Genomic DNA, 16486 nt, shown 5'->3' on the forward strand with positions numbered 1-16486 from the left:
GTAGAAAGCGAACAGGTTACTCGTCAGTTTTGCTCAGTGAAGCACTATCGGGGTCGGCAACAGGGCAGCAAGGTAACGCACGGCCGCACCAGGCGCAGGTGAGGCCCTCCCACCCGTCGCACAGAGAAAGGGGGCGGACACCCGCGGTACGGGTATCCGCCCCCTTCGCGTCCCGCCGTCGGAATCGGCGGGCGGCACGAGGCTCGGCCTAGATCACTTGACGGTGATCTTGGCGCCGGCGGCCTCCAGCTTCTCCCTGGCGGCGTCGGCGGCCTCCTTGTCGACCTTCTCCAGGATCGGCTTCGGGGCGCCCTCGACCATCTCCTTGGCCTCCTTGAGGCCAAGGCCGGAGACGATCTCGCGGACGACCTTGATGACCTGGATCTTCTTGTCGCCTGCGCCCTCGAGGACGACGTCGAACTCGTCCTGCTCCTCCTCGACCGGCGCGGCGGCCGGAGCGGCACCCCCGGTGACAACCGGAGCCGGGGCGGCCGCGGTGACGTCGAAGGTCTCCTCGAACTTCTTCACGAAGTCGGACAGCTCGAGCAGCGTCAGCTCCTTGAACGCGTCGAGCAGGTCGTCAGTGCTCATCTTCGCCATGGTGGCGTTCCTCTCTTGGTATGGACTCGCTGGTCAGGGGGTTGTTTCAGCTCTCGGCAGCGGCACCGGACTCGGACTGGCGCTTCTCCTCGAGCGCGGCGGCCAGGCGGGCGACCTGGGACGCCGGCTCCTGGAAGAGCCTGGCGGCCTCGGACAGCTTCGCCTTGAACACACCCGCCGCCTTGGAGAGCAGCACCTCGCGGCTGTCCAGGTCGGCGATCCGCTCGAACTCGTCGACGGAGATGGGGCGGCCATCCATGTAGCCGCCCTTGACGACGAGCGCGCTGTTGGTCCTCGCGAAGTCCCGCAGGGCCTTCGCGGCGTCGACCGGCTCGCCTTCGACGAAGGCGATGGCGGTGGGGCCGATGAACAGCTCGTGGAGCCCCTCGATGCCTGCGTCCTCGGCGGCACGCTTGACGAGGGTGTTCTTCGCGACCCGGTACTTGGCGGTGTTGCCGAGAGCGCGGCGCAGCTCGCTGAGCTGGGACACGGAGAGGCCGGTGTACTCAGTGACAACGGTTGCCGAGCTGTTGCGGAACCGGTCCGCGATCTCGGCGACGGCCGCCACCTTGTCGGGCTTCGCCATGGTCGCCTCCTCTCTCTTGGCTGAGCGACCACTGGCCGGCCCGGGACCCCGGACACGACGAACGCCCCGGCGCAGTAGGCGGCGGGGCGTCACGGTGGGCGTGCTGAGCACGCGGCGAGCCTCGTTCCTCCTGCGCGGGCCGCCCGCCGTAGGACGGGGCCTTCGTTCCTCGCACCACCCGGCACGAGGAAGACCAGCGGTCTTCGGTAGAACCGTCGACCAGCATACGCCGCCGCCCGCAGCCCAACCCCACCACCCCCGGTGGCTGCCTTTTGCCCGCTAAAGGCACTCCCGGCACCCCTCCCGGCTGCATTTAGCCCGCAAAAGGCGGCCGGGCGGCCACCGGGGGTGTGTGGGCAGGCATCATGGGTGACGTGGCGGAACAGCGACCCGACGAGCAGCCCGGCCCCGAGTGGCGGCCGGGCGACGGCGACGCGCCCGGCTCGGACCTCCAGCCCGCACGGTCGGCCGCTCCGCAGCAGCCCGACGTCCCGCAGCAGCCCGACGTCCCGCAGGAGGCCAACGCCCTCCAGCAGCCCGACGCCGAGCAACTGCGCCAGTTCCAGCAGTTCCAGCAGTTCCAGGAATTCCTCCGCTACCAGGAGGCTCAGCAGCAGGCCGGCGGCGACCTCGCGTCCGGCCAGCCGTACTCCCCGGTCGCCGCACCACCGCGGCAGCTCGTCCCGGCACCGCCGCGGCGGCCGAGGACGCCACGCTGGCTGCGCTGGCTCGGCAAGAAGATTCTCGGCGTGCTGATCCTGCTGGCCATTCTCGCGCTCGCGATCTACCTGGCACTCCGGTACTTCATCGGCAGCATCACCGACGACAACGACCGGCCCGCCGCCGAGATGGGCGGCGGGACCTACCGCACGAACCAGATCCTCTCGACCGAACCGTACGAGGCGGTGCGCAAGGTCTACGCCCAGATCGCCCAGGGCAGGCCCGACCTCGCCTGCGGGTACTTCGACAACGAGCGGGGCGTGCAGCAGCGCTTCGCCGCCAACCTCGGTTACGCCGACTGCCGCCAGGCCGTGCTCGGCCTGAACGAGCAGGTCACCAACGTCAACGACTACGCCGAGTCGATCTACCCCCGGCAGTACGACGCGAATGCCGCGACGCTGCGGATCGACTCGTGCGAGTTCGACATCGAAGGCGGCCGGGCGCTGGGCACCTTCGTCGTCACCAGGCAGAGTTTCGAGAACCAGTGGCTGATCACCGACCACGAACAAGGCCCCGAAACCTGCCGCGCCACCTCCGGCACGAGCCCGACCCGCTGACCGCGCACAGACGAAGGGCGGCCACCCCGCACGGGATGACCGCCCTCGGCGTCTGCGCTGGCGTGCCCTACGCGTTCGCGTCCTCGGCGAGCAGGTCGCGGGTGCGCGCCGGGTCCACCGGGATGCCCGGGCCCATCGTCGTGGTGAAGGTGACCTTCTGCAGGAACCGGCCCTTCGCGGCGGACGGCTTTGCCCGCAGCACCTCGTCGAGTGCGGCGGCGTAGTTCTCGACCAGTTTCTCGGTGTCGAACGACGTCTTGCCGATCACCATGTGCAGGTTGGCCTGCTTGTCGACCCGGAAGCTCACCTTGCCGCCCTTGATGTCGGCGACGGCCTTGCCGACGGCGGGGGTCACGGTGCCCGTCTTCGGGTTCGGCATCAGCCCGCGCGGACCGAGGATGCGGGCGATACGGCCGACCTTCGCCATCTGGTCCGGCGTGGCGATCGCGGCGTCGAAGTCGAGCCAGCCACCCTGGATGCGCTCGATCAACTCGTCGGTACCGACCGCGTCGGCGCCTGCGGCCTCGGCCTCGGCGGCCTTGTCGCCGGTGGCGAAGACGATGACGCGGACGGTCTTACCGGTTCCGTGCGGCAGGTTCACGGTGCCGCGGACCATCTGGTCGGCCTTGCGGGGGTCCACGCCGAGGCGCATGGCGACCTCGACGGTGGCATCCATCTTGACCTTGGACGTCTCTTTCGCGAGCTTCGCCGCCTCGATCGGCGCGTACAGCCGGTTGCGGTCGATGAGCTCGGCGGCCTGACGGTAGGCCTTGCTGCGCTTGGTCATGCTCTGTCCTTAACTACTGGAAACGGATCAGTTGTGGTGCTGGGCCAGCGCCTGGCCCTCCCACGGGTGCCGGTCGGCACCTCACTCGATGGTGAGGCCCATCGACCGTGCGGTGCCGGCGATGATCTTCGCGGCCTGGTCGGAGTCGAAGGCGTTGAGGTCGCTCTTCTTCGTCTCGGCGATCTCGTGGATCTGGTCCCAGGTCACCTTGCCGACCTTGGACTTGTGCGGCTCGCCGCTGCCCTTGTCGACGCCGGCGGCCTTCAGCAGCAGCTTCGCGGCCGGCGGGGTCTTGAGCTTGAAGTCGAACGAGCGGTCCTCGAACACGGAGATCTCGACCGGCACGACATTGCCGCGCTGCGACTCGGTGGCCGCGTTGTAGGCCTTGCAGAACTCCATGATGTTGACGCCGTGCTGACCCAGCGCGGGGCCGACCGGCGGTGCCGGGTTCGCGGCCCCGGCCTGGATCTGCAGCTTGATGATCGCTGCGAGCTTCTTCTTCTTGGGTGGCATTCCTTTGTTTCCTGTTCAGTGTCGCCTTCCCTGCGCACCTGCCAGTAGCGCAGGAACTGCCGGCCGTCTACGCGGCCGTCAGATCTTGGAGACCTGGTTGAACGACAGCTCGACCGGCGTCTCCCGGCCGAAGATCGACACCAGGACCTTCAGCTTCTGTGCGTCCGCGTTGACCTCGCTGATCGTCGCGGGCAGCGTCGCGAACGGACCGTCCATGACGGTGACCGACTCGCCGACCTCGAAGTCCACCTCGACCGCAACGCCACCGGCCGGCGCGGCGGCCGCCGCGGCTTCGCCCTTGCCCGCCTTGGCCGGTGCGGGTTTCTCGACGCGCGGGGCGAGGAACTTCAGCACGTCGTCGATGCTCAGCGGCGAAGGGCGCGAGGTCGCGCCGACGAAACCGGTGACACCCGGCGTGTTGCGCACCGCGCTCCACGAGGCGTCGTTGAGATCCATCCGGACCAGGATGTAGCCGGGCAGCACCTTGCGCTGCACCTGCTTGCGCTGGCCGTTCTTGATCTCGGTGACCTCCTCGGTCGGCACCTCGATCTGGAAGATGAAGTCCTCGACGTCGAGAGTCTGCCGCCGGGTCTCGAGGTTGTTCTTGACCTTGTTCTCGTAGCCCGCGTAGGAGTGCACGACATACCACTCACCGGGCAGGGAGGTCAGCTCCGCGCGCAGCTTGGCGACCGGGTCCTCGTTCTCCTCGGCAGGCTCCTCGGTCGCGTCGGTGGCGTCTGCGGTGTCGGCCTCCGCGTCCTCGCCGGCCACCTCAGACGCCTGTTCGGGCTCGGTGCTCTCGCTCTCCGAGCCCTCCTCGCCGGTGGCCGCGAGCACCTGCTCGTCGGAAAGGCCGGTCAGGTCCTGACCGGCTCCTGAGCCGTTCTCGGAGGTCACTTTCCGTCCTCTCAATTGATCGCGTGTGGTGGTCGCATCACGTCGACCCCGCCACTCGCGAGGTGTGGCGGGCCGCTCAGTTCCCGAATACGACGTCCATGCCTTCCAGGAACACGAAGTCGAGCCCCGCGACCAGCGCCACCATGAACGCCACGAAGATCAGCACCACGATGGTGTACGTGGTCATCTGCTTGCGGGTCGGCCAGATCACCTTCCGCAGCTCACCCAGGACTTCCCGGATGAACCGCACCAGCCGTGCGAACAGGCTCTGCTTCGCGTCGTCGCGGTCCCGCCTCGGCGTCGGCCGCCCCTTGCCGCCGGTCGGCGGAGGGACGTTGCCCGAGGTCTTGCCCTTGGGCGCGGGGCGCTTCGAGACGTCCGCCGCGTCTCCGGAGCTCGCCTCGGCGCCCTTGCCACTGGGGCGTGCGGAGGCACGGCGCTCACGCCGAGCCGCGGCGGTGACCGGACGGGAAGGGCGCTTCGAGCCCTTCTCCTTGTCCTTCTCGCCGTCCTCGCTCACGAGCTACTCCTCCGCTTCACCTGAGACGTTCAACGCAGGGGTGACAGGACTTGAACCTGCAACCTGCGGTTTTGGAGACCGCTGCTCTGCCATTTGAGCTACACCCCTTCGAACGGAACCCCGCCCGAGGACGCATTCCACCAGGCCCACATTCCTACGGGCCCGAGAGTCGTACGTTCCAAGTTCGGAAGTCTACGGCAAGCCCGATACCGGCTCGCAACCGCGCCCGGTAGGAGGGTCAGGGGCGGCTGTGTCCAGCGGCACCGCGCGTGAAAAAATGCCGCCATGGCCACCCCTGGAACCACCGTCAGCAGCGCCCAGTCCCGCGTCTCGGCCCGGATCGCCGGCATCACGCCGTCGGCCACGCTCGCCGTCGACGCGAAGGCCAGGGCACTCAAGGCGGAGGGCCGCCCGGTGATCGGCTTCGGCGCCGGTCAGCCGGACTTCCCGACCCCGGACTACATCGTCGAGGCCGCGGCCGCCGCCGTGCTCGACCGCGCCAACCACGGCTACACCGCCGCCGCCGGCCTGCCCGAGCTGCGCGAGGCGATCGCCGACAAGACGCTGCGTGACTCCGGTTTCGACTGCGACCCGTCCCAGGTACTGGTGACCAACGGCGGCAAGCAGGCTGCTTATTCCGCGTTCGCCACGCTGCTCGACCCGGGCGACGAGGTGCTGCTGCTCGCGCCCTACTGGACCACCTACCCGGAGTCGATCACCCTCGCGGGTGGTGTTCCGGTACAGGTCACCGCCGACGAGTCCACCGGCTACCTGGCCACCGTCGAGCAGCTCGAGGCCGCCCGCACCGAGCGGACCAAGGTGTTGCTGTTCAACTCGCCTTCCAACCCGACCGGCGCGGTCTACCCGCGCGAACAGGTCGAGGCGATCGGCCGCTGGGCCCACCAGCACGGCATCTGGGTCGTCACCGACGAGATCTACGAGCACCTGGTCTACGACGGCGTCAAGGCCGAGTCGATGCCGGTGGTCGTGCCGGAGCTGGCCGAGCAGACGCTGATCCTCAACGGGGTCGCGAAGACCTACTCGATGACCGGCTGGCGGGTCGGCTGGATGATCGGCCCGCAGGACGTCATCAAGGCCGCCGCGAGCTACCAGTCGCACCTGTGCGGCAATGTCGCGAACGTGTCGCAGCGCGCGGCGCTGGCCGCCGTCGCGGGCCCGCTGGACGCGGTCGCGCGGATGCGCGCGGCGTTCGACGCCCGCCGGAAGAAGATCGTCGCGCTGCTGTCCGACATCCCCGGCGTCGAGTGCCCGACCCCGCAGGGTGCGTTCTACGCCTACCCCTCCGTGAAGGCCGTGCTGGGCAAGGAGATCCGCGGCGAGCGACCGAAGGACACCGTGGCACTGGCCGATCTCATTCTGCGCGAGGCCGAGGTGGCCGTGGTGCCCGGCGAGGCGTTCGGCACCCCCGGCTACTTCCGGTTCTCCTACGCGCTGGCCGAGGAGGACCTGGTCGAGGGCGTGAACCGCGTCGCGCGCCTGCTCGCGGAAGCCGAGTAGCCCGCCGGGCGCAGCCGGCCCGGTTCGACGGGCGATGGCTGATCGGCTACAAACAGGTCGATGGGCAAGAAGGGCTGGAGCGCGCTGATCGCCGTGCTCGTCGTCGCGGTGGGCGCGGGCGCCTTCGGCTACCACCAGTCGCAGCGGACCGAGCCGGCGCCACCGGGCCGCTACGTCGCGCTCGGCGACTCCTACACCTCTGCGCCGGGGGCGGGCGAGCCGGTGGGCAGGCCACCCGGCTGCGGCCGCTCGGACAACAACTACCCGCGCCTGGTACGCCCCGAGGTGGACGCCGCGGAGTTCGCCGACGTCAGCTGCGGCGGGGCCACCACCGAGCACCTGAGCAATCCGCAGCGCACCGCCGAGGGCACCAACCCGCCGCAGCTCGACGCGGTGACCACCGACACGACGCTGGTGACGCTGGGGATCGGCGGCAACGACGTCGGGTTCGTCGCGCTCGGGGAGCAATGCGCCACCCGTGACCGCGCCGCCTCACCATGCCGGGACCGCCTCACCTCCGGTGGTACGGACCAACTGGCCCGTGCGGTCGCGGACACCGCACCGAAGGTCGGGGCCGCGCTGGAACGGATCGGGCGGCAGGCGCCCGACGCCAGGGTCGTGGTCGTCGGATACCCCACGGTGCTGCCGGAGAACGCGAGCTCGTGCTGGCCCGAGGTGCCCTACGGCACCGGGGACGTGGCGTACCTGCGGCAGGCGATCGGCGGGCTGAACACGATGCTCGCCGAGCAGGCGCGGGCGCACGGCGCCGGGTTCGCCGGCACGGCGGGGGCCACCGAGGGGCACAGCATGTGCGCTCCCCCGCGAGCCCGCTGGATCGAGGGTCCCGAGCCGGTGACCGGGGCGGCGCCGCTGCACCCGACCGCGCGGGGGCAGCGGGCGATGGCGGACGCGCTGCTGAACGTCGTCAACTGACGCGGACGACCGCCTGTGCCTTGCCGAGCACCGTCCTGCCGTCGAACTTCGCCGTGACATCGACGCGCGCTGTGCCGTCGTCGCGGACCTCGGCGACCTTCCCGGTGACCTCGACCAGCGCACCCTCGTCGCCGTCCGGGACCACGACCGGCCGGGTGAAACGCGCCCCGTACTCGATCAGCCTGCCCGGGTCGCCGAGCCAGTCGGTGACGAGCCTGCCGCCGAGCGCCATCGTGAGCATCCCGTGCGCGATCACGTCGGGCAGGCCGACGTCCCTGGCGAAGCGCTCGTTCCAGTGGATCGGGTTGAAGTCGAGCGCGGCGCCCGCGTAGCGGACGAGCTGCTCGCGGGTCACGCGCACCGAAAGGGCGGGCAGCTGGTCTCCTGCGTTCATGCGCTCTCCCCTCGGACCACGAGCTGGGCACGGGTGGTGCAGACCGGCTCGCCGTCGACGGTGGCGATGTCGGCGCGCACGGTGAGGAAGTCGTTGCCCGCACGGGCGAAGACTTCCTCGATGTGCGCGGTGAGCCGCAGCCGGTCACCGGCGTGCGCCGGGCGGTGGTGGGTGAAGCTCTGGTCGCCGTGCACCATGCGCGAGTAGTCGAGGCCGAGCTCGGGATCGGCGACGATCTCGTTGATCGAGGTCAGATTGATGATCGTGAGGAACGTGGGCGGCGCGATCACGTCCGGGTAGCCCGCCGCACGGGCGGCCTCGGCGTCCCGGTGGAGCGGGCTGCCGTCGCCGATGGCGTCGGCGAACTCGGCAATCTTCTCCCGGCTGACCTCGTAGGTGCGCGTGGGCGGGTACGTCCGGCCGGCGAATGACGGGTCCAAAGGCACGACGGAAGGCTACCGGCCACCCGGGAGACAGCGATGAGGCCGCCCCCGAGGGTTCGGGGACGGCCTCATCGAGTCCTGCGTGACGTCAGCGCGTCTCTTTGTGCACCCGGTGCGTACCGCAGTTCGGGCAGAACTTCTTCATCTCAAGGCGATCCGGGTTGTTGCGCCGGTTCTTCTTGGTGATGTAGTTGCGGTGCTTGCACTCCTCGCACGCCAGCGTGATCTTCGGTCGTACGTCGGTGGCAGCCACAGCGGCTCCTTCTCGCTACTCGGTTCCCCCGCCAGGCGGGGGTTTCCACCAGGCCGGGGTCCGGAGGGCGGAGCCCCTCCGGGCGGGGTTTGGGGGTCGCACCCCCAAGGCATTGGCGGAGCGAGAGGGTCTGCGCACTCCGCAGACATGGTCCACCCACTCGCGTAGCGGTGGCCGGACTTGAACCGGCGACACAGCGATTATGAGCCGCTTGCTCTACCGACTGAGCTACACCGCCCCACACGGTCAGGGCCGCGATATCCAGCTTACGGATCGCGGCCCAGACACCGAGCCCCTTTACGGAATCGAACCGTAGACCTTCTCCTTACCATGGAGACGCTCTGCCGACTGAGCTAAAGGGGCCTTGCTCAACGAGCCTCGAAAAGAGTACCTGAACCGTCGGCACCCTCTCGAACCGGGGTCCCCATCGGGTCGCGGGGCCGAATCTCAGGTCAACAGGGTGAGCACGGTCTCGGCCTGCCTGCCTGACGAGCGGGCCGTGCGCGCCTGCAGCCACGCGTCGAGCCGCTCCTCCGAAAGCGGCCGGGAGATGAGGTAGCCCTGCGCGACGTCGCAGCCCATCGCCTCCAGCTGGTCCCTGGCGAGATCCTCCTCGACGCCCTCGGCGACGACGGTGAGGCCGAGGGAGTGGCCTAGCTCGACGATGGAGCGCACCACGGCGAGGTCGCCGAGGTCGGTGCCCATACCGAGCACGAAACTCTTGTCGATCTTGACCTGGTCGACCGGCAGCTGGCGCAGGTAGGCCAGCGACGAGTACCCGGTGCCGAAGTCGTCCACGGCCAGCACGATGCCGAGCCCGTGCAGCTCCCGCAGGATCGGCAGCGCGCGGGCCGGGTCCGCCATGACACCCGACTCGGTGAGCTCGAAGGTCAGCAGCTCCGCGGGCACGCCGAAGCGCTCCAGTGCCGCCACGACCTTGGCGGGGAACTCGGCGTCGGCGAGGTTGCGCACCGAGAGGTTGACGGCGACGGAGATCCGCAGCCCCTCGTCGAGCCACCGGCGCACCCGGTCGAGCGCCTGCTCCAGCACGAACGAGGTGAGCACGCCGATCAGGCCAGCCGCCTCGACCGCGGGCACGAACTCGTCAGGGTCGACCTTGCCGAACTCGGGATGCTGCCAGCGCACGAGCGCCTCGACGCCGAGCACCTGCTTGTTCGGCAGCGAGATCTTCGGCTGGTAGTGGACGCTGACCTGACCGTCCTCCAGCGCCTGCCGGAACTGGGTGACCATCTGAAAACGGCGCAGGAAGATCTGGCCCATGCTGGGCACGTAGCCGCGTACCTCCTCGCCGCCGCGGGTGGCCCGCACCGCCACGTCCGCCCGTTGCAGCAGGCTGTCGACGTCCACGATCTCCTGGTCCTCGACGCCGGGCGAGGCGTAGCCGATCATCGCGTTCGCCTCGACGGTGAGCCGGTCCACCGGGTACGGCGCGGAGAGCTCCGCCCGCAACCGCTCGGCCACGCCGTGCGCGTCCTCCGGCTGGCATTCGACGAGCAGCGCGGCGAACGAGGCGCCCTCCAACCGGGCGAGCGGCACGTCGGCGCCGAGCACGTCGCGGATGCGCCTGCCCGCGGCCATCACCATCCGGTCGGCCCAGGCATAGCCGAGCGCGTCGCTGACCGTGGAGAACACGTCCAGGTCCACCCTGAGCACGACGCAGCTCACCCGCTCGCGCAGCGGGTCGCGGGCGACCTGCCGGAAGCCGGGACGGTTGAGCAGGCCGGTGAGCGGGTCGTGGTAGGCGTCGTGCCGCAGGGTCGCGAGCAGCCTGCGGTTGTCCAGCGCGGTGGCGAGGTGGCTGGCCATCGTGCCGAGCAGCTGGACGTCGCTCTTGCCGAAGCCGCGCCAGCGGGAGAGCCGGTCGTGTGCCTCGACCACGCCGAGGAGCTGGTTGGCACTGCGCAGCGGCACGACCAGCGCCTCCTGCGCGCCGCGGTCGAGCAGCGCCGAGCGAACCTCGGGGTTCGCCTCGGTGATGCGGAAATGCCGCACGTGCGCGCCGGGCAGCCGCAGCAGCGGGTCGTCGGCGGACACGTTCTCCGCGGGCAGCTCACTGCCCGCGACCACCGAACGCATCGCCTCGTCCGGTTCCAGCCGTAGCCGCAGGACGATCCGGCCCGCGGCGAGCTGGTCTTTGATCCGCTCGGCGATCGTGGACCACTCGCCGACGTCCACCCCGCGGCCGATCTCGTCGGCGCGGCTGGCCGGGCGTGCGGCGGCCTGCTGACCCGAGCGGGCGACCATGAGACTGACGTCGGAGAGCGCCTCCATGTCGCGCTGTTCGCGCAGGAGGTCGGAGTAGGCCCAGTACAGGGCGGCCAGGCCGAGGGAGACGGCGACCACGATCGGCCATGCCTCGGGGGTCGAGGAGATCACCAGGTAGCCGGTGAGGCCGACCGAGGCGTTGACGAAGCCGACCACGAGGATGCGCCCGGCCAGCCGCAGCACCGTGCCGACCCGCATCCGCCGCCGGAGCACCCGCACGGCCGCCATCGCGAGCAGGGTGCTGGCCAGTGGCGCGGTGAGCGTCCCGGCGAGCGCGGCCAGCCACGGCATCTCCGCCGGGTTGCCGAGCGCCTGCCGGACGAGCCCGGCGACGGCGAACGCGCTGGTGATCTCGAGCAGGAACGCGCCCGCGTTGTAGAGGATGCGCCCGGAGACCCGGCGGGCCAGCAGGGTGCCGATGCCGGCCACGACGTGCGCGGCGAGGACGACCTCGAACGGGGCGACGAAGAAGCCGATGACGAGCGGGATCTCGGTGAACGAGATGGTCCAGGAGATGCCGCTGCGGACGTCGACGTTCACGCCGAGCTGCTCGGCGCCGAGGAAGGCCAGCGCGAGAAGTGGTCCGATCCACCACAGGTGGACCGAGCCCTCGAAGGGAAGCCAGGTGGAGACGGCCGCCACGGCCGCGAGGCCGGCCGTGAGCACCACCGCCGTGTAGACACGGAACCTGCGCTCGTCCGTCCGTGGCCCGCCCGAGCCCTGGTGCGCGGTGGTGGTCCCGGTGGTACCGGCGGTACCCGTGCTGTCGCCGGTGTCGGCTGTGGCCACGCCGGATCCGACGGACTCGTCGTGTGCGTCCGGCATGCAACCTCCTTCCGTTACGCGCACCCTTTCCAGGGCCGGGTCGCGAACGAGGGCATCACTGTACCCCGGAGGGCGTAGTTCGGCCTTGTATCGAGCACCATCAGATCACCTGAGGGTTAACGAGGCACCAACGCGGTGATGCCGCCCTCGTGACGAGGGTGACAATGGACCAGCCTGGGTAGCCCGGCGTAGTCACGCTCTGACTGGCATGGTCCGGCGCACGTCCGCTTGGATATCGGTATGGACATCGAGGTCATCTCCACCGAGCACGCGAAACGGCTGTCCGCCGAGGACTCGCTGCTGCCGCCGCCCGGCCCGTGGGACGGCACCGGGGCAACGCCGCTCGCCACCAGGGACGCCGCCGCGCTGGCGACCCGCTCGGAGGTCGCCGCCGGCTCCGCCGCCGCGCTGTGGCGCCCGCTCGTGGAACACCGGCTCGAAGTCCGGCTGGCCGGCTCCGGTGCCGCGGCGCAACTCGGTGAGCTGCTGGATCAGTGGGAGGAGCTGCTCGGTGACTGCGCGCCGGGCGACTGGGACACGGCGGCCGTCGTGACGCGGCCGAGCCGGGACACCGTGGGCTCGGACACGCTGCTGCGGCACGGGTTCGCGCCCGCCCGGGTGATCGCGGTCCGCCCGGCGGACCGCCTCGGCAGCGGGCCACCCGCCGTCCCCGGCGTACGGATCCGGCGCGCCGAACCGCGCGACCTGGCCACCGCCGTCCGGTTGCACCTGGAGCTCAACCAGTACGACGCCCAGTTCGGCCTGGTCACGCCGCGGCCGGAGCAGGAACGGGCGGTGACGGACGAGGTGCGCAGGCTGCTCGCCGAGCGGGAGCCCTCGTTGTGGATCGCCGAGCTCTACGGTGAACCGCTTGGCATCGTGCAGCTCCAGCTGCCACCCGAGTCGGACTGGACGCGGGAGCACGTCGCCGCGCGCCGGGTGGGCTACCTCACCTCACTTAACGTGGCCGAGCAGGCGCGCGGCAGCGGTGTGGGCAGCGCGCTGGCCGAACACGCTCACCAGGTCTTCGACGAGGCAGGCGTGGAGGTGGCGCTGCTGCACCACGCGCTGGCGAACCCCCGCTCGACACCATTCTGGTATGCGCAGGGTTACCGACCGTTGTGGACCTATTGGTACCGGCGACCGGCGGTCCGGTAGAACTGAACGGTGACCGAGAGCAATGAGGCAGCACCGGACGCGCCCACCGGGGTCGACACCGAGAAGCCGTCCGCCGCCCGGATGTACGACTGGTACCTCGGCGGTAACCAGAACTGGGCGGTCGATCGTGAGTTCGGCAAGAAGATCGAGCGGATCTTCCCGCCGATCAAGGACCTCGCGACGCAGAACCGGAGATTCCTCGGCAGGGTGGTGAAGGCTGCGCTCGACGCGGGCATCCGGCAGTTCCTCGATCTCGGTTCCGGAGTGCCGACGGTGGGCAACGTGCACGAGATCGTGCGCGACCACCTGCCCGCGGACGAGGCCGCGACGGTCGTCTACGTGGACTACGAGCCGGTGGCGGCCGCGCACGCGACGCTCATCCTGGAACGCGACGGCGCGACCGGCTGGGCCGGGATCGTGCAGGAGGATCTCCGGCAGCCGCGGAAGGTGCTGGAGGATCCGGTCACCCGGAGGCTGCTCGACTTCGACGAGCCGGTGTGCCTGCTGATGATCGCGGTACTGCACTTCGTCGGCAACGACGACGACCCGGCGGGAATCGTGCGGCACTACAGCGAGAAGCTGGTGCCGGGAAGCTGGCTGGCGATCTCGCACATGACCGGCGAGCAGGCCACCGGGGAGGAGGCCGAGCAGCTGGAGCGGTTCGTGGCCGGCTACCGCGACACGAGCAACCCGCTGTGGCTGCGCGACCGCGCCGGGCTGGAACCGCTGTTCGGCGGCTGGCCGATGGTCGAGCCCGGGTTCGTGCACCCGGCCGACTGGCGGCCGGACCACCAGCTCAACCCCCTGCAGGACCGGGCACGCAAGTTCGGCTGGTGCGGGGTGGCGGAGCGGCCCGCCGCTCGCTGACGGCGAACACCGGAATCAGGCCACGCTCCCGAAAGTTGAGTCGGATGTACTCAACACAGAAGGAGCGTTTCGATGAGCCAGACCCAGCTCCTGCCCGTACTTCCCCTCGACGACGACGTGGTGCTGCCCGGCATGGTCGTCCCGTTCGACCTGACCGGCGCCGAGACCCGTGCGGCCGTGGAGTCCGCCGGGGCACGGCAGCCGGACACGGCGTCGCTGCCCGGCATCCGGTCCGCGTCGGCGAGCAAGGCCGAGGTGCTGATCGTGCCGCGCGTCGACGGCGAGCTCGCCGATATCGGCACGGTGGCGACGATCGAGCGCGTCGGCCGGATCGCGGACGGCACGTCGGCCGCGCTGCTGCGCGGCACCGCTCGCGCGTGGACCGGCGAGCCGGGGCAGGGCCCCGGCGACGCGGCATGGGTGCGCGCCGAGCCGGTGGCCGAGCTGCCGATCGACGAGCGCACCGGTGAGCTGGCAGCGGAGTTCAAGTCCGTGGTGCTCTCGGTACTGCAGCAGCGCGGCGGCTGGCAGATGCTCGACGCCGTGCAGCGGATCGAGGATCCTTCCGCGATCGCCGACCTCGCAGGCAACGCCCCGTACCTGAGCACCGCGCAGAAGCTGGAGCTGCTGCGGGAGCCGGACGTCGCGGTGCGGCTGGAGAAGGCGCTGGAGACCACCCGCGCTTACCTGGCCGAGCTGGAGGTGACCGACTCCATCCGCAAGGACGTCGCCGACGACATGGAGAAGCAGCAGAAGGAGTTCCTGCTGCGCCGCCAGCTCGAGGCCATCCGCAAGGAGCTCGGTGAGCTGGACGGCAGCGCGGCGGACGACGACTACCGCAGCAGGGTCGAGGCCGCAGGGCTGCCGGAGGACGTGCGCAAGGCCGCGCTCGCCGAGGTGGACAAGCTGGAGCGCACGTCGGAGCAGTCGCCGGAGGCGGGCTGGATCCGGACGTGGCTGGACACGGTGCTGGAGATGCCGTGGCGGACGCGGACCGCGGACGTGCACGACATCGCGGGTGCGCGGCGGGTGCTCGACGCGGACCACGCGGGCCTCGACGACGTCAAGGAACGGATCATCGAGTACCTGGCGGTGCGGCAGCGGCGCGCCGAGGCAATCTTTACCGCCGAGGCGCCATCAGACACCGCCGAGGCAATCCCTACCGCCGAGGCGCCGTCGGAGTCCGCCGCGCCTGCCGTGGGTGGCAGGCACTCCGGTGCGGTGCTGGCCCTGGCCGGGCCGCCCGGGGTCGGCAAGACCTCGCTCGGCGAGTCGGTGGCGAAGGCGATGGGCCGCAGGTTCGTCCGGGTCGCGCTCGGCGGCATCCGGGACGAGGCGGAGATCCGTGGGCACCGCCGTACCTATGTCGGGGCGCTGCCGGGCCGCGTCGTGCGGGCCATCAAGGAGGCCGGTTCGATGAACCCGGTGATCCTGCTGGACGAGGTGGACAAGGTGGGCGCCGACTACCGCGGCGATCCGACCGCCGCCCTGCTCGAGGTGCTCGACCCGGAGCAGAACCACACGTTCCGCGATCACTACCTCGAGGTGGAGCTCGACCTGTCCGACGTCGTGTTCCTGGCGACCGCGAACGCGCTGGAGACCATCCCGGAGCCGTTGCTGGACCGGATGGAGCTGGTGACGCTCGACGGCTACACCGAGCACGAGAAGGTGACGATCGCGCGAGACCACCTGCTGCCGCGCGAGCTGGAGCGGGCCGGGATGAGTCCGGGCGACGTGGCGCTGACCGACGCGGCGCTGAGCCGGATCGCCGCGGAGTACACCCGCGAGGCCGGGGTGCGGGAGATGAACCGCACGATCGCGAAGGTGCTGCGCAAGGTCGTGACGAAGGTGGCGCTCGGTGAGCTGGCGCTGCCGGTGCCTGTGGAGGACGAGGATCTGGCCGGTTACCTCGGCAGGCCGCGGCACGTGCCGGAGTCGTCGCTGCCCGCGTCGGCGCGGCGGACGTCGATTCCCGGTGTGGCGACCGGGCTGGCGGTGACCGGGGCCGGTGGTGACGTGCTCTACGTGGAGGCCTCGCTCGCGGACGGTGAGACCGGCGGCACCGGGCTGTCGCTGACCGGCCAGCTCGGTGACGTGATGAAGGAGTCGGCGCAGATCGCGCTGTCGTACCTGCGTTCGCGCGGGGCCGAGCTGGAGCTGCCGGTTGGCGACCTCAAGGACCGCGGCGTCCACGTGCACGTGCCGGCGGGCGCGGTGCCCAAGGACGGGCCGTCGGCCGGGGTCACGATGACGGTCGCGCTCGCCTCGCTGCTTTCCGGGCGGGTGGCGCGCACCGATGTCGCGATGACCGGTGAGATCTCGCTGACCGGGCGGGTGCTCCCGATCGGCGGGGTGAAGCAGAAGCTGCTCGCCGCGCACCGGGCGGGCATCACGACGGTGATCATCCCGCAGCGCAACGAGCCGGACCTGGACGACGTGCCGGAGGAGATCCGCGCGCAGCTGGACGTGCATCCGGTCGCCACGGTGCGGGAGGTGCTGGACATCGCGCTGGAGCCCGCTGCCGCCACACTCGCCAGCGCGGCGTAGCGAACCGCACGTCGGGGGTCGTGAGTGCGCACACCAGTTAGAACTCTGTGTTGTGTCTCAGGACTTCGGTAGCACATATGTC

Annotated in this window: 16 protein-coding genes and 3 tRNA genes; 6 read left to right on the plus strand and 13 right to left on the minus strand. The window is 70.4% G+C overall.

Annotated features, from left to right (window positions below; genetic code table 11):
* Positions 1-213: 213 nt before the first annotated feature.
* Positions 214-600 carry a 50S ribosomal protein L7/L12 gene (gene rplL / locus JAP66_RS25860; RefSeq protein ID WP_199434447.1) on the minus strand — a complete coding sequence of 129 codons (387 nt, stop codon included), beginning with the start codon at positions 598-600 and terminating at the stop codon, positions 214-216.
* A gap of 46 nt (positions 601-646) precedes the next feature.
* Positions 647-1186, minus strand: coding sequence for a 50S ribosomal protein L10 (gene rplJ / locus JAP66_RS25865; protein ID WP_199434448.1), 540 nt, complete (start codon positions 1184-1186; stop codon positions 647-649).
* 365 nt (positions 1187-1551) lie between these two features.
* Between rplJ and JAP66_RS25870 the strand changes: the two genes are divergently transcribed.
* Entirely contained in the window at positions 1552-2463 is a 912-nt protein-coding gene (locus JAP66_RS25870; RefSeq protein ID WP_199434449.1) for a hypothetical protein, read from the plus strand.
* A 67-nt stretch (positions 2464-2530) separates the two neighbouring features.
* On the opposite strand, the gene rplA is transcribed toward JAP66_RS25870, so the two are convergent.
* From rplA to JAP66_RS25895, 5 genes are all read right to left on the minus strand, one after another.
* Positions 2531-3250, minus strand: a complete 720-nt coding sequence (gene rplA / locus JAP66_RS25875) for a 50S ribosomal protein L1 (RefSeq protein WP_199434450.1) — start codon at positions 3248-3250, stop codon at positions 2531-2533.
* A gap of 81 nt (positions 3251-3331) precedes the next feature.
* Positions 3332-3763, minus strand: a complete 432-nt coding sequence (rplK, locus tag JAP66_RS25880; RefSeq protein WP_199434451.1) for a 50S ribosomal protein L11 — start codon at positions 3761-3763, stop codon at positions 3332-3334.
* 78 nt (positions 3764-3841) lie between these two features.
* On the minus strand, positions 3842-4660 hold the full coding sequence (gene nusG / locus JAP66_RS25885) for a transcription termination/antitermination protein NusG (protein WP_199434452.1): 819 nt from the start codon (positions 4658-4660) through the stop codon (positions 3842-3844).
* A 76-nt stretch (positions 4661-4736) separates the two neighbouring features.
* Complete coding sequence (gene secE, locus JAP66_RS25890) at positions 4737-5180, minus strand: preprotein translocase subunit SecE (protein ID WP_199434453.1); 444 nt, start codon at positions 5178-5180, stop codon at positions 4737-4739.
* A gap of 35 nt (positions 5181-5215) precedes the next feature.
* Positions 5216-5288 (minus strand) — tRNA-Trp (locus JAP66_RS25895).
* Between the two features lie 177 nt (positions 5289-5465).
* Between JAP66_RS25895 and JAP66_RS25900 the strand changes: the two genes are divergently transcribed.
* Positions 5466-6698, plus strand: coding sequence for a pyridoxal phosphate-dependent aminotransferase (locus tag JAP66_RS25900; protein ID WP_199434454.1), 1233 nt, complete (start codon positions 5466-5468; stop codon positions 6696-6698).
* A 60-nt stretch (positions 6699-6758) separates the two neighbouring features.
* On the plus strand, positions 6759-7631 hold the full coding sequence (locus JAP66_RS25905; RefSeq protein ID WP_199434455.1) for an SGNH/GDSL hydrolase family protein: 873 nt from the start codon (positions 6759-6761) through the stop codon (positions 7629-7631).
* On the opposite strand, the gene JAP66_RS25910 is transcribed toward JAP66_RS25905, so the two are convergent.
* The 6 genes from JAP66_RS25910 to JAP66_RS25935 form a co-directional block, all read right to left on the minus strand.
* A complete protein-coding gene (locus tag JAP66_RS25910) occupies positions 7624-8025 on the minus strand; it encodes a MaoC family dehydratase (RefSeq protein ID WP_199434456.1) in 402 nt (133 codons plus the stop codon). The genes JAP66_RS25905 and JAP66_RS25910 overlap by 8 nt on opposite strands.
* Positions 8022-8471, minus strand: coding sequence for a MaoC family dehydratase N-terminal domain-containing protein (locus JAP66_RS25915; protein WP_199434457.1), 450 nt, complete (start codon positions 8469-8471; stop codon positions 8022-8024). The genes JAP66_RS25910 and JAP66_RS25915 overlap by 4 nt, the downstream gene beginning before the upstream one ends.
* Before the next feature lie 85 nt (positions 8472-8556).
* On the minus strand, positions 8557-8721 hold the full coding sequence (rpmG, locus tag JAP66_RS25920) for a 50S ribosomal protein L33 (protein ID WP_092535388.1): 165 nt from the start codon (positions 8719-8721) through the stop codon (positions 8557-8559).
* A 165-nt stretch (positions 8722-8886) separates the two neighbouring features.
* A tRNA-Met gene (locus JAP66_RS25925) sits at positions 8887-8959 on the minus strand.
* A 52-nt stretch (positions 8960-9011) separates the two neighbouring features.
* Positions 9012-9084 (minus strand) — tRNA-Thr (locus JAP66_RS25930).
* A gap of 84 nt (positions 9085-9168) precedes the next feature.
* Positions 9169-11832 carry a putative bifunctional diguanylate cyclase/phosphodiesterase gene (locus tag JAP66_RS25935; RefSeq protein ID WP_199434458.1) on the minus strand — a complete coding sequence of 888 codons (2664 nt, stop codon included), beginning with the start codon at positions 11830-11832 and terminating at the stop codon, positions 9169-9171.
* A gap of 240 nt (positions 11833-12072) precedes the next feature.
* Here JAP66_RS25935 and JAP66_RS25940 point away from each other — a divergent pair, with 240 nt between their 5' ends.
* The 3 genes from JAP66_RS25940 (at position 12073) to lon (ending at position 16404) form a co-directional block, all read left to right on the plus strand.
* Entirely contained in the window at positions 12073-12990 is a 918-nt protein-coding gene (locus JAP66_RS25940) for a GNAT family N-acetyltransferase (protein WP_199434459.1), read from the plus strand.
* A gap of 9 nt (positions 12991-12999) precedes the next feature.
* Positions 13000-13857: an SAM-dependent methyltransferase gene (locus JAP66_RS25945; RefSeq protein ID WP_199434460.1), complete on the plus strand. Its 858-nt coding sequence runs from the start codon at positions 13000-13002 to the stop codon at positions 13855-13857.
* 72 nt (positions 13858-13929) lie between these two features.
* Entirely contained in the window at positions 13930-16404 is a 2475-nt protein-coding gene (lon, locus tag JAP66_RS25950; RefSeq protein ID WP_199434461.1) for an endopeptidase La, read from the plus strand.
* The last annotated feature ends 82 nt before the right edge of the window (positions 16405-16486 follow it).

Origin of the sequence: Qaidamihabitans albus (assembly GCF_016464705.1) — a bacterium.
Taxonomy (GTDB): domain Bacteria; phylum Actinomycetota; class Actinomycetes; order Mycobacteriales; family Pseudonocardiaceae; genus Qaidamihabitans; species Qaidamihabitans albus.